Here is a 12376-nt window from a genome sequence, read left to right on the forward strand (position 1 = left end):
CACAAGCAAATATGGGTTTCTAGTGGAGTTTTGGATTTGACATTCGCTTGACGAACTCGCAGCCAAGTGGGTAGCGAATGTCATCCACTCCACTCGTCTGATCTCGTCACCTCCACCTTGTAACTCCCTTTGCATGCGAGTCGCTCCGCAATTAATCGGCTCGATATTTTCCAGACACACGTGTTGCGGGTAGGGATGCGGCCGCGAAGGCTTCACAGCCCCGGGGCGTCCGTCTATCGTCGCGCTCAACCGACCGAAGGTTCGGATGACAAGGGGAATAAGGGAGAAACACGCGTGAAACGCATCGCTCTCGTGACGGTTCTTGTGACGGGCCTTGTTGCAGGTCTTGTAATTGGTCTTGTAATGGGTCTTGGCCTGTTGTTGCCGCTCCCGGCGGATGCGCATACGCCGCAGCAACCGCCGCACCAGCTCTACAGCGAAGGCGACCTGAAGCTCGAAAGCGGCGAGGCGATCAAGGATTTCTCGATCTCCTATGTTACCCACGGCACGCTGAACGAGAAGAAATCCAACGCCATCCTGATGGTGACGGCGATCGGCGGCAATCATCACCGCATCGACTTCATGATCGGCCCCGGCAAGGCGCTCGACCCCGACAAGTATTTCATCATCTGCACTGATGCGATCGGCAACGGGCTTACGACCTCGCCGAGCAATTCGAAATCGCAGCCGCGCATGAGCTTTCCGAAATTCGCCATCCGCGACATGGTGGAATCGCAATACCGCCTGTTGAAGGAGAAATTCGGCATCGACCATGTCGTTGCCGTGGTCGGGCCGTCGATGGGCGGCATGCAGGCGCTGCAATGGGGCGTCAGCCATCCCGGCTTCATGGACGCGGTGGTGGCGATGGTGCCGCTGGCGAAGACGCCGGCCTGGAGCGTTGCTGTGGTGGAAGCCTCGCGCAAGGCGATCATGACCGATGCGGCTTGGAACGGCGGCAATTACGAAGCGCCGCCCGAAAAGGGCATCCGCCTGATGCGCGATATCCTCAACCTGCTGTCGGCGCGCACGCCGGATATGTATTCGGCCCAGTTCAGCAACGGCATGGATGCGCTGCCCTGGATGGAGGTGCAGGAGACCGCGATGCTAAAGGCGATGGACGCAAACGACTGGGTCTACCAGACCTGGGCCTATGAACGTCACGACGTCGGCACTACGCCGGGCTTCAATGGCGACACCGCCAAGGCGCTGGCCTCGATCAGAGCGAAGACGTTGATCATGACTGGCACCAAGGACCTGCTCAATCCGGAATTCGAGCCGGTCGCAGCCGCGAAGAACATCGCTAATGTCAAGATGATGACGATCAGTCCCGGCACCGTCACAGGCCACGCGTCGGCCGGCGGCGCCATTCCGGCCGACGTCGAATTTCTCAACCGTGAGACTGCGGCATTTCTGGATGGCGTGACGCAAAGCGCCGCGCGATGACGTGTTTCGGCCTGACTTGTACCTCGTCATACCCCGCGAAAGCGGGGGTATCCCGTACGCTGTGACATCTCGATTTAGAGCGACGGCCGCTGGAATACTGGATCGCCCGGTCATGGGCTAGCGGAAGCGACGCCGTCCTTCGGACGACTATGCCGGGCGATGACCAGGGAATGGAACAGAATCGCCCGTTGTGGGGTTATGCAGTCAGCACATGAAATCGCTGATTTAAATTTCACGGGGATTAACATCATGAAAATCGTAGCCACGTTGTTTGTCGTTGCCGCGTTCGCTGTCACGGCGGAGAGCGCCGAGGCCAAGGGGTGCCTGAAGGGCGCCGTGGTCGGCGGTGTCGCCGGTCATTACGCTGGTCACCACGGCGTGCTTGGCGCGGCCGCCGGCTGCCTCATTGGCCGCCACCGCGCCAAGGAGCAGGAGCGTCAGCAGCAACAGTCGCAGAGCCAGGATTTGCCGGTCGATCACGGCACCAGCGGGATGTGAGGGATGGGCCGTCATTCATGGCGTGTCGCTCTGTCGTCGTCCCCGCCCAGTGCGCAATTGCGCACGAGAGCGGGGACCCATAACCACAGGGCGGTGCGGTGGCGCCGAGCTGTGGCGGTTTCCCCTCTCTCATTGAGGGCTGTGGTTATGGGTCCCGGATCGCGCTTCGCTTGTCCGGGACGACCAAAAATATCGGCTCGCACTTCCACCCTCCCGTGGCGTCATCACGCCCGGGTTTTGAATCATCATTCGCCCCTCCAAATCCGAGGGCGCAGGGAATGCCGGGTGCATCACGCGCACCCGCAGTCTTGCGTGCAAAATAAAAAAGCACGCAAGCAAGTCACCACAGGTTCGCCGAAACACTCCGGCATTCCCTGCGCGAATGGTTTTAACGGCTTGCTTCGTGCTCTTCCCGGTGATCGGGCTTTCTTGCCACCGTCCCCGGCGTGATGCGAAGCATCATCGCCAGTTGATTTCAGCGTCGAGAAATCAGAACCACACGACTTCGCCGTCCGCTTCGCGGCGCATTCGTCTTTTGCGCCACAAGCGTCCATCGCTCCCCGCGCCCAACGTCCGTGACGATCGCGAAACGCCCCTCGTTAAGTGGCGCGGGATGCGCGGAAGATGCGGCTGATTTGGGATCGGGCGCAATCTCATATGCCTGCGGCGCATTGGCACGACGGGCAAATCACCTGCAAATTAGCTGACGGCCTTACAACGTCTGTCAAGGACAAACGTCAGATCACGATATAGCCGGTGTAACGCTCCAGATGCAGCGTGCAGCGCAGGCCGTTGGCAATCCCGTCGATCGGAGGGGCGAGCAGCTCGACGACGGTGTAGTTGAAACGGTGCGGCGAAAATTCGGCGCCATAGACCCAGGCTTCGTGCGTCTTCTCGCCCAGCTCAAGCCTGACGCTGGTGAATCCGAACCGCTCGCCGACGCTCGAATTCGGCTCCCATTGCAGCGGCGGAGTCACGATATCCGGAATCTTGATATCGAGCGCATGATCGAGCTGCACATTGATGGTGCCGATCCTGTAGTTCTCGATGTCGGGAAGAAAGCCGCGCAGCAAGGGCATTTGCAAATGGAGCAGATTGGCGGCAACGCCAAGTCCGGAAACAATGTGTCCGCTCATCGCTATCGGCACGATGAAATATCCCCGCTGATTCTTAGCTCAGAATCGTTAGGGGCGGCGCGCCGGATTGTCAGCTTACCGTTTCGTTACGAAAGATTGCGCCGTACACATTGGCGTTGACCGGGATCGCTGCGGCTTGAGGCGATCAGAGGTCGCCGCGATACCTTGCGAACTTCGGAATCGGAGCTCTAGAAATAAGGCGGGGGCAATTCCAGCCACCGGAAGACGATCGCCGCGACCATCAGCGCAACGCCGATGCCCGAGAAGATCAGGACGCCTTCGAGCGATCGATCCGGTTTCACTTCACTGGCTTGGCGTGCCGGCTTTCCGGACGCTCTGGCCACGGGCGGAATATTTTCTCTCAAAACAAGTGTTGGCATGAATTGAACCTCGTGCCTGAAACGCCTGATTGCCAAAAGCCCCAGCCGGATTTGCGATCTAGCCCGGCGCGGTCCGATAAAGCGTCATCCAATTGGATGAGGCTTGGTACTTTGATTCGTCCCGGCAAGGAGTGATCTGGTTCACAACGGTCCGGAACTATTTGAGACAAAATGGGACTCGGATCGGGTTGCCGACGGAATAAGCGACTGAGCGCAAATCCGCGCAGGACGCATTGGCTTCAAAGCGATTAAAGTCGCGCTTTAAGTCGAGCAGATTCCGGTTGAAGACTTCGCTGATTGAGGATCCGGGCTGCGCGTGCAACCATTAATTGTGGATGTAGGGATATGCAGGAAAGCGAGCAGCTGTCTCAGGTGATTGCCGAAATCTACGACACGGTGCTCGACCGTTCGCTGTGGCCTGCCGCCCTGAAAAAGACGACGAGCTTCGTGCAGGGGCAGGCATCGGCGATCTACTGGAACGATGCGGCTAACACCAGCGGCGACGCAGTTTTCGATGACGGCGGAATCGCGCCGGAATACCGGCAGCTCTATTTCGATAAATATGTCTCGCTCAATCCGACGCTGACGCCGCGCTGTTTCACCGCCATCGAAGAGCCGGCAGCGACGGCCGATCTCGTTCCTTACGACGAATTCCTCAAGACCCGTTTCTACCGGGAATGGGCAAAGCCGCAGGGGCTGGTCGATTTCGTCAGTATCTTTCTGGAGAAGGCGGCGGCGAAGGCCGCGATGTTCGGGGTGTTCCGGCATGAGCGGCACGGCGTTGTCGATCAGGAGACACGCCGCCGCATGCGCCTGATCGCGCCGCACATCCGTCGCGCGGCGATGATTTCCAAGGTCGTCAACCTCAAGCAGAACGAGGCGGCGTCGCTGACGGAGGCGATGGACGGTCTGCGCGCCGGCGTGATTCTGGTCGATGGCGATGGCAAGATCCTGCATGCCAATGTCGCCGCGCACGCCATTCTGGACGAGGGCTGTATTCTGCGCGCCGCCGCCGGCCGGCTGGTGTCCGGCGACGCCAGGACCAGCGCCGAGTTGCGGGCGATTTTCGCATCAGCGGCGCAGGGCGATTCGGCGGCAGGCGCCAGGGGCGTGCCGCTGCCGAGCGCGGCCGATCCCGCCGAGACTTACGTGGCCCACGTGCTACCGCTCGCCTCCGGCAAGCGCCGGCGCGCCGCCTCGGACAACGTCGCGGTCGCGGCCGTCTTCATCCACAAGGCCGCCATCGCCACCTCGTCGCCGCCCGAAATCGTCGCGCAAACCTTCAAGCTGACCATGGCCGAACTGCGCGTGCTGTTTGCCATCGTCGAGGTCGGCGGCGTGCCGGAGGTTGCGGACGTGCTCGGCATCGCGCCGACCACGGTGCGCACCCATCTCAGCCGTGTCTATGAAAAGACCCGCGTTTCGCGGCAGGCCGATCTCGTCAAGCTGGTCGCCGGATTTGTCAGCCCGTTGTCGGTTTGAGGGAGCGCGCGGCAGGGGAGCACCCACTTCACGTGCAACCGCCGTCATTGCGAGCGTAGCGAAGCAATCCAGTGGGGTGACGACAGGACTCTGGATTGCTTTGTCGCTTTCGCTCCTCGCAATGACGGAAAATAGGACCGCTCGTGCTACGTTCGAAACTTGGTTCCCGCTTCCGTTCATGGCAATAAGGTTCCTGCCCTCAGACCAACGAACAGGGAGCAGGCTGTGGATTCCTTGCCGATCGCGAACGCCGAGACAACGCGCTTCTTCCAGCAGTGGCTGGAAACTTTTTCCATGTATGTCCGTGATGTCGATTACGCTTCCGCGAAGCCGCTATTCCATCCGGACGTGCTGGCCTTCGGCACCCACAACGACGTCGTTCCCGGCGTCGAGCAATGGATCAAGACGCAGTGGGACAACGTCTGGCCGAAGACGAGCGACTTCCGTTTCACGCTGGAACATACCGAGGTGCTGGCGTCGCCCGACGGCAAGATGGCGATCGTGATCGCGCCGTGGACCAGCACGGGATATCACGAGGGCGGCAAACCGTTTCCGCGGCCCGGCCGCGCCACCATGGTGTTTTCGAAGTACGCTGATGGCTGGCTCTGCACGCATTCCCATATGTCGCTCAACCGCGGTGTGCCGCAGACCAGCCACGCCAACCGGCCGGTGAAGGCGTGGTGAGGGCCGAACTGGACCCATCTTTGGTCATGGCCTGGCATAGGCGCCTGAAGGACGGCGTCGCTTCCGCTCGCCTATGACCCGGCCATCCACGTCTTCGGATCGCAGCAAAGAAAGACGTGGATGCCCGTCACAAGGCCGGGCATGACGACGAGTGGTCCAGATGCGTCCGTTAGTCGACTTGGTATGACGCGAGAAACTCTTCGGCCTTGATGCGCGTCGGAAAGCGGCCAAGCTCGCGATAATCTGGATCGTGCTCGGCTGTGTCGGGTGAGCGGAGAACGACAAACTCGTCGCCATCGCGCGCAATAAATTCGGTCATGTCCTCGCTATGGCACGGCGACATAGGCCGCGCCCCGCAATGTGGACAATCGTCGTCGCACATGCAGGACCATTCATCGGTCCATATTCGATTGCAGCGGTCGCAACGGTAGATGTTAAGAAACCAAGCCATGCGGGTCTCCTAGGATCGCAAGCGATAATTACCACGAGATACGAATTCGACGAATCCGCGGTCGCGCAAATATTGAAGCTGTTGCCGTATCTTTGGTTTGACGTTTTGATTGCCGGGATAGAGGCCGCCAAGACGACCTCGAATCCATAAACTTCGTCGAGCGTGAATTCGCGCTTGGCTAAAGACTCGACGCATTTCATGACGTCGAGTAGCCAGCCGCGCGCCTCAAGAGACTCATTTCTTAGAAAGAGCGTTTTTTGCCATTCTTGAAGGACAGCCTCCTTGGGACGAACGACGCCGTTCTGAACGATGTGAATCTTGCCGGCCTCAGGGACTTTACCGATCAGAATATTCGATCCGATCCAACCGGCGCGGCGCGCGGTTGCCGCGAGAGGTTTGCGTTCTTCGATGGTGTCGCGAACGAAGAAGTGCTTTGGAACGATGAAAAGATTTACGAACCGCCAGCGATTTTAGATTGTAGTTCATCAGCAACAGGTTTGGGTTGTTGCTTGCAACAAGGCGCTCACATTTTGTCTTGTAGGCGCCATCAGCAACCTTCGTGCCGAACTTTCCTTTCTGGCTCTTGAGCTCGAATTCCTCGCTGCACGATCCGCAGAGAAAGTCGGCGACCAGACTGTTGTTCGGAAACTGCGACATCGTCGTATGACCGCAGTGCGGGCAGTCCGCCCAGGCCTTGACCCATGCTTCCGTCCACATCCGGGCACTTTCGGAGCCGCTGGAATAAGCTGTTTGGGACTCTTCGGAGCCGAGTTTCATAGGGTTAGCGTAACCTGACTTGCTCGGATTGCCAGCGCTCGGTAGGCCTGTGGGGAGAGGGAGTTAATCCCGCCGCAGCAACGGAACCCGCTGTGTCATATTGGTCGCAGCGCGACGCAATTTCGTGATCCTGCCATATCTGCCGCACTCTGGGCACAATCCGACGTTGATGGTCACGGCGTGTCCGGGATAGACAGGAATCGCTGCCTGTGTTGTCCCTCGCAAAGGAGAGATTGAGATGATGAAGTTCGTGATTGCGGCGGGTTTGACCGTTGCCATGGTGGCTGCTGCCAGCGCCGCCGACATGCCCCGCCCGCAGCCGGTCTATCAGACGGCGCCGGTCGGCAAGGCACCCATCGGCAAGTCGCCGATCGGCAAGAGCCCGGTCGGCAAGGCGCCCATCGCCGCGCGGTACTGAGCACTTTCGCTGGATCGCGTGGAAGGACGAGGCGTGTCCAACCGACCGACGAAATTTCGACCAACAGCACTTGGCTTGATTGGGGGATTGGCGCTGGCGGCTTTGCTGGCGTGCCATCCCCCGTCGGCTTTTGCGCAGGCGGCCGATGCGCGCGGCGAATCGGACGGTTTCGATATCCAGAAAACCTTCAAGCGCATCGCCGAGGCGACGGCGCTGGGTGACGTGACTTCCGAAGCGAAGCCGGCGCCGCCGTCGACGGCAAAGCGCACGTCGGCCAAAGGTCCGTACTACGTCGACTTCCGCGCCAGAACGGCGGCGAGCTGGGGACATGCCTTTGTCTGGTACGGCAAGACCAGCGAGCGGCAGGTCGAGGTCGCGGGCCTCACCCCCAAGGGCGACGAGGTCGAATACGTCCTGGGTTACATGACGCTGGTGCCGTCCGAGACCGGGGCAAGCTACGGCGATCTCGATCCGCAATACCTGACGGCGAACTACCGGGTCTATCTGAACGAAGCGGACGCCAAGCGGGTGTTCGCCTATATCAAGAAGTTGCAGGCGAGTTCGCCGGTCTGGAACGCCGAAACGTTCAATTGCACCTCGTTCATCGGCGACATCGCGAGCTATATGGGATTGAAAACTCCCAGCCGCTGGCTGCGGCCGGAGAACTACGTCAATCGCCTGAAAGAGATGAACGGCGGACGCCAGGTGGCCCGCCTGTCGTCGGCGCAATAGTTCGCGCCTACAGCCCTCTGGGACGTCGGCCGGCTTAAGCTCCTCTCATCGAATGAGCGTGCTTCCGGCTGTGCGCGAATCACATGACGCCGACGCGATCGATCTCGTCGAAGAGTCGTCCGGCGAGGCTGCGCGCGCCCCAGGCCAGCGCCTTTTATACGTATTTTCACGGGATAATCCCGCAACCGCAGAAGCCGTATGGACGCGGTTGGCTCGATTTTGCCGAAATCCGACTGCCGTCTTCAGAGGTTCGTTACCTAAGCTCGGTAGTTTGAGAAGATTGCTGCCGCCCACCAAAGTGAGCATCTCGTGTTGCAACCGAACTCCCTTATCGCCGAGCTCGAAGATGCCGTCAGAAGCGGTTCGTCGGACAAGCGCATCGCGACCCTTCGACAGGTAACCGATCTGTTTCTGAACGGCGGAGAACGCCTGAGCGAGGATCAGGTCAAGGTCTTCGACGAAGTTTTGTGTCTTCTCGTCACCCGGGTCGAGAGCCGGGCAAGAGCCGAACTCGGCGCGCGTCTGGCGCCGGTCGACTACGCCCCGTTCGAAGTCATCCAAAACCTCGCCCGGGACAACGAGATCGCGGTAGCCGGAAGCGTGCTGGCCACCTCGAGCCGCTTGAGGACCACTGACCTCGTGGAGATTGCGAGCAGCAAAGGACAGGAACATCTGCTAGCCATTTCAGGCCGGACTGACCTTCCGGAAGCCGTTACCGACGTGATCGTCGACCGTGGTGAAGGCAAGGTCATTCGCAAGCTCGCCAACAACGCCAGCGCACGCTTTTCAGATACCGGCTACTCGAAAATTGTGGCGCGTTCCGAAGCGGATTCCGAACTGATCGAAATCCTTGGTCTGCGCGTCGATCTGCCTGTCAGATATCTGCGTGACTTGCTGAAGCGCGCCACCGACGCGGTGCGGGAACGACTGATGTCGCTGGCGCCGCCAGAACTGCGGGAAGAGATTCAGCGGGTCATCAGGGCGATCGCGGGCGCGGCCGAGCAAAATGTACCCGACTTCACTCGCGCGGAGACGCTGGTCGGGCTGCTCCACAAAAAGTTCGAACTCGACGACGAAGCAATCACCAAATTTTCTGTTGCCCGGAAGTTCGACGAGGTCGCTGCGTCGCTGGCGCTGTTCAATGGCGTGCCTACCCAGATGATGGCCAAGGTGCTGGAAGGGCAGCGATCCGACCTGATCCTTATTCCCTGCAAGGCGGCCGGATTGGGCTGGTCGACCGTTGCAAGCATCTTGTCCAATCGTCCGGCAAAGCAAAAAATCGGCGATGAAGTCCTTCAGATTGCAGCGAAGGACTACGGCAAATTATCGGCAAGGACAGCCCAGCGAACCCTGCGCTTCTGGCAGGTGCACGACACCACAAGCTGGAAGACGGCGGCGCAAAGCGAGTAAGTCTGCCGCTGCTTCCACCCGCCGCGGCTTACCGCTTCTTCCAGCCGCCCCGGTGTCCCGGCGCGCCGCCGGTCGAGCGCGGCGAGGGGCCGAACTCGGGACCGGATTGGCGGGAGTCGGTGGGCTGGATGATCCGGCTGTCGCCGCCGAAAGGTTTGGCAGGCAGCGCGCCGCTCGGGCGGAAGGGCAGCGATTCCGGACCGTGCATTTCGTCGAGATGCGGTTTGTGAACCTTTGAGCCGGTCTTGCCGCCGCGGCTCGCCTTGACGGCGGACGACGCGCCTTTGTTCTTCATGGCGCTGACCGGCAAGTTCGCGGCCTCGCCGTATTTCTTGGTGCCGGCATAAGCGCCGGCTTTCGACGCGACGCCGCGCTGCTTGATGGTGGGATCGTCGACCACCGCCATCTCGGTGGCGCGTAGACGCTTGACCTCGTCGCGCAGGCGCGCGGCCTCCTCGAAATTCAGATCGGCCGCGGCTTCGCGCATCCGTGTTTCCAGATCGGCGAGCACCGCCTCGAAATTGTGCCCGATCGCGATCACGTCGTCGGCCATGCCGCCGCCGCCGATCTCGACCAGCACATGGTCGCGCTCATAGACGCTGTTCATGATGTCGCCAATCGATTTCTTGATGCTCTCCGGCGTGATGCCGTGCGCGGTGTTGTATTCGACCTGCTTCTCGCGGCGGCGGTCGGTCTCCGCAATCGCACGCTCCATCGAGCCGGTCATCTGGTCGGCATAGAGAATGACCCTTCCGTCGACGTTGCGCGCGGCGCGGCCGATGGTCTGGATCAGCGAGGTCTCGCTGCGCAGGAAACCTTCCTTGTCGGCATCGAGGATCGCGACCAGCGCGCATTCGGGAATGTCGAGGCCCTCGCGCAGCAGGTTGATGCCGACCAGCGCGTCGAACGCCCCCAACCGCAAATCCCGGATGATCTCGATGCGCTCGATGGTGTCGATATCGCTGTGCATGTAGCGCACGCGCATGCCCTGCTCGTGCAGATATTCCGTGAGGTCTTCCGCCATGCGCTTGGTCAAGACCGTGATCAGCGAGCGGTAGCCTTTCTGCGCCACCGCGCGGACCTCGCCGACGAGATCGTCCACCTGCGTGCGGGCGGGCCGGATATCCACGGGCGGATCGATCAGCCCCGTGGGGCGGATCACCTGCTCGACAAACACGCCGCCGCTCTCGTTCAACTCCCACCCCGAAGGCGTCGCCGACACCGCGACCGATTGCGGGCGCATCATGTCCCATTCCTCGAAGCGCAGCGGCCGGTTGTCCATGCAGGAGGGCAGGCGGAAGCCGTATTCGGCGAGCGTCGCCTTGCGGCGGAAGTCGCCGCGGAACATGCCGCCGATCTGCGGAATGGTGACGTGGCTTTCGTCGGCGAACACCAGTGCATTATCAGGCACGTATTCGAACAGCGTCGGCGGCGGCTCGCCCGGACGGCGTCCGGTGAGATAGCGCGAATAGTTCTCGATGCCGGCGCAGCTTCCCGTGGCTTCCATCATTTCGAGATCGAAGGTGGTGCGCTGCTCGAGCCGCTGCGCTTCCAAGAGGCGTCCCTGGTTGTTGAGCTGGTCGAGGCGCAGCTTGAGCTCGCCCTTGATCGACTTGATTGCCTGCACCAGCGTCGGCCGCGGCGTCACATAGTGCGAATTGGCGTAGATCTTGATGAATTCGAGCTCGTCCTGCTTGTGGCCGGTGAGCGGGTCGAACTCCTCGATATTCTCCACGGTGTCGCCAAACAAATTCACGCGCCAGGCGCGGTCTTCGTAGTGCGCCGGGAAGATGTCGATGACGTCGCCGCGGACGCGGAAGGTGCCGCGGGTGAAATCGGCCTGCGTGCGCTTGTACTGCAGCGCGACGAGATCGGCGATCAGTTGTCGCTGGTCGATGCGCTCGCCTTTCTTCAGCGCAAACGTCATCGCGGTATAGGTCTCGACCGAGCCGATACCGTAGATGCAGGAGACGGAGGCAACGATGATGACGTCGTCGCGTTCCAGCAGCGCGCGCGTCGCCGAATGGCGCATGCGGTCGATCTGCTCGTTGATCGAGGAATCCTTCTCGATATAGGTGTCGGTGCGCGGGACGTAGGCTTCCGGCTGGTAGTAGTCGTAATACGAGACGAAATACTCGACCGCGTTGTCGGGGAAGAAGCTCTTGAACTCGCCATAAAGCTGGGCGGCCAGCGTCTTGTTCGGCGCCAGGATCAGCGCAGGACGTTGCGTGGCCTCGATCACCTTGGCCATGGTATAGGTCTTGCCCGAACCGGTGACGCCGAGCAGCACCTGGGTGCGGTCGTTGCGGTTGATGCCTTCGACCAGTTCGGCGATCGCGGTCGGCTGGTCGCCCTTGGGCTCATATTCGGACTTGATCACGAATGGCTGGCCGCCTTCGGATTTCTCCGGGCGGGGCGGTCGGTGCGGCGTCCAGATCTTCGTCGCGCCGTCGTCGCCTTTGAATTCGGGACGGCCGTCGCGGATCAGCGCTTCCAGCGCTTCCGCCGTCGCCTGCACGCCGAGCGCCTCCATCTTGCTGCGCGGCGGGCGGGCGAGCGCCGCCTCGTCATCCTCGGCGGTCGGCAAGCCCAGTTGCCGCGCCAGTTCCGGATCGAGGGTCGGAATGGTGGCGGCGGTGCCGTAATTGGCTTGCGGGGCTTCCTCGAATCCCTTGGTCGAGGCGCGGGCGCGATGCGCGGCTGCCTCGCCGCCGGCGCGGCGGTCCCAGGAATTGTCCGGCGGCGGCTGCAGGCCGGTGCCGGATCCCATGCCGGCGTCGCCGCGATTGATCGCTGGATTGAGCAGTTCGGCCAGCGCGGGCCCGATCGGCTGGACGTCGGGCCTCGAAGCCTTCGACTTGGGGGTCTTGTCGCCGGGTTTTTTCGGGGAGGTGGGAGTCTTCGCCATGCCCGGAATATGGGGGGAGTCCGCCGCCGAGAAAAGGGTTATGGGCGCTTTCGGAAC

The 12376-nt window shown here is 61.2% G+C and carries 12 protein-coding genes and 1 pseudogene; 7 read left to right on the forward strand and 6 right to left on the reverse strand.

The features are described from left to right. The first annotated feature begins 294 nt into the window (after positions 1-294). Entirely contained in the window at positions 295-1443 is a 1149-nt protein-coding gene (locus ABSE61_RS09160) for an alpha/beta fold hydrolase (RefSeq protein WP_423870758.1), read from the forward strand. Between the two features lie 249 nt (positions 1444-1692). After that, the gene (locus ABSE61_RS09165) at positions 1693-1941 is read left to right on the forward strand and encodes a hypothetical protein (protein WP_423870759.1); all 249 of its coding nucleotides are present in this window, start codon (positions 1693-1695) and stop codon (positions 1939-1941) included. 737 nt (positions 1942-2678) lie between these two features. Here the strand turns inward: ABSE61_RS09165 and ABSE61_RS09170 are convergent. Further along, positions 2679-3089, reverse strand: a complete 411-nt coding sequence (locus ABSE61_RS09170) for a hypothetical protein (protein WP_423870760.1) — start codon at positions 3087-3089, stop codon at positions 2679-2681. 176 nt (positions 3090-3265) lie between these two features. Further along, on the reverse strand, positions 3266-3457 hold the full coding sequence (locus ABSE61_RS09175; RefSeq protein WP_423870761.1) for a hypothetical protein: 192 nt from the start codon (positions 3455-3457) through the stop codon (positions 3266-3268). 345 nt (positions 3458-3802) lie between these two features. On the opposite strand from ABSE61_RS09175, the gene ABSE61_RS09180 reads away from it, so the two are divergent. Together ABSE61_RS09180 and ABSE61_RS09185 are read left to right on the forward strand one after the other, a co-directional pair. Then, on the forward strand, positions 3803-4939 hold the full coding sequence (locus ABSE61_RS09180) for a helix-turn-helix transcriptional regulator (protein WP_423870762.1): 1137 nt from the start codon (positions 3803-3805) through the stop codon (positions 4937-4939). Between the two features lie 225 nt (positions 4940-5164). Further along, complete coding sequence (locus ABSE61_RS09185; RefSeq protein WP_423870763.1) at positions 5165-5623, forward strand: YybH family protein; 459 nt, start codon at positions 5165-5167, stop codon at positions 5621-5623. A 169-nt stretch (positions 5624-5792) separates the two neighbouring features. Here ABSE61_RS09185 and ABSE61_RS09190 read toward each other — a convergent pair whose 3' ends face one another. The 3 genes and pseudogenes from ABSE61_RS09190 to ABSE61_RS09200 all read right to left on the reverse strand — a co-directional run bounded on the left by ABSE61_RS09190 (position 5793) and on the right by ABSE61_RS09200 (position 6851). Continuing rightward, positions 5793-5942, reverse strand: a complete 150-nt coding sequence (locus tag ABSE61_RS09190; RefSeq protein WP_423870764.1) for a hypothetical protein — start codon at positions 5940-5942, stop codon at positions 5793-5795. A gap of 141 nt (positions 5943-6083) precedes the next feature. Continuing rightward, positions 6084-6517: pseudogene (locus ABSE61_RS09195) on the reverse strand (DpnI domain-containing protein). Then, a complete protein-coding gene (locus ABSE61_RS09200; RefSeq protein WP_423870765.1) occupies positions 6411-6851 on the reverse strand; it encodes a DpnI domain-containing protein in 441 nt (146 codons plus the stop codon). The pseudogene ABSE61_RS09195 and the gene ABSE61_RS09200 overlap by 107 nt, the downstream one beginning before the upstream one ends. A 238-nt stretch (positions 6852-7089) precedes the next feature. On the opposite strand from ABSE61_RS09200, the gene ABSE61_RS09205 reads away from it, so the two are divergent. The 3 genes from ABSE61_RS09205 to ABSE61_RS09215 all read left to right on the forward strand — a co-directional run bounded on the left by ABSE61_RS09205 (position 7090) and on the right by ABSE61_RS09215 (position 9411). Continuing rightward, on the forward strand, positions 7090-7269 hold the full coding sequence (locus ABSE61_RS09205) for a hypothetical protein (protein ID WP_423870766.1): 180 nt from the start codon (positions 7090-7092) through the stop codon (positions 7267-7269). Between the two features lie 33 nt (positions 7270-7302). Continuing rightward, the gene (locus ABSE61_RS09210) at positions 7303-8001 is read left to right on the forward strand and encodes a hypothetical protein (protein ID WP_423870767.1); all 699 of its coding nucleotides are present in this window, start codon (positions 7303-7305) and stop codon (positions 7999-8001) included. Positions 8002-8310: 309 nt separating this feature from the next. Beyond that, positions 8311-9411, forward strand: a complete 1101-nt coding sequence (locus tag ABSE61_RS09215) for a DUF2336 domain-containing protein (RefSeq protein ID WP_423870768.1) — start codon at positions 8311-8313, stop codon at positions 9409-9411. A 28-nt stretch (positions 9412-9439) separates the two neighbouring features. Here the strand turns inward: ABSE61_RS09215 and uvrB are convergent, their stop codons facing one another. Continuing rightward, positions 9440-12319, reverse strand: coding sequence for an excinuclease ABC subunit UvrB (gene uvrB / locus ABSE61_RS09220; RefSeq protein ID WP_423870769.1), 2880 nt, complete (start codon positions 12317-12319; stop codon positions 9440-9442). Between the last annotated feature and the right edge of the window lie 57 nt (positions 12320-12376).

Origin of the sequence: Bradyrhizobium sp., from assembly GCF_049519115.1 — a bacterium.
Taxonomy (GTDB): domain Bacteria; phylum Pseudomonadota; class Alphaproteobacteria; order Rhizobiales; family Xanthobacteraceae; genus Bradyrhizobium.

Bases quoted from the DNA above. Each gene is read 5' to 3' on its own strand.
- ABSE61_RS09175 (WP_423870761.1), bottom strand. From the start codon at position 3,457: ATGCCAACACTTGTTTTGAGAGAAAATATTCCGCCCGTGGCCAGAGCG.
- ABSE61_RS09165 (WP_423870759.1), top strand. From the start codon at position 1,693: ATGAAAATCGTAGCCACGTTGTTTGTCGTTGCCGCGTTCGCTGTCACG.
- uvrB (WP_423870769.1), bottom strand. From the start codon at position 12,319: ATGGCGAAGACTCCCACCTCCCCGAAAAAACCCGGCGACAAGACCCCC.
- ABSE61_RS09205 (WP_423870766.1), top strand. From the start codon at position 7,090: ATGATGAAGTTCGTGATTGCGGCGGGTTTGACCGTTGCCATGGTGGCT.
- ABSE61_RS09200 (WP_423870765.1), bottom strand. From the start codon at position 6,851: ATGAAACTCGGCTCCGAAGAGTCCCAAACAGCTTATTCCAGCGGCTCC.
- ABSE61_RS09190 (WP_423870764.1), bottom strand. From the start codon at position 5,942: ATGACCGAATTTATTGCGCGCGATGGCGACGAGTTTGTCGTTCTCCGC.
- ABSE61_RS09180 (WP_423870762.1), top strand. From the start codon at position 3,803: ATGCAGGAAAGCGAGCAGCTGTCTCAGGTGATTGCCGAAATCTACGAC.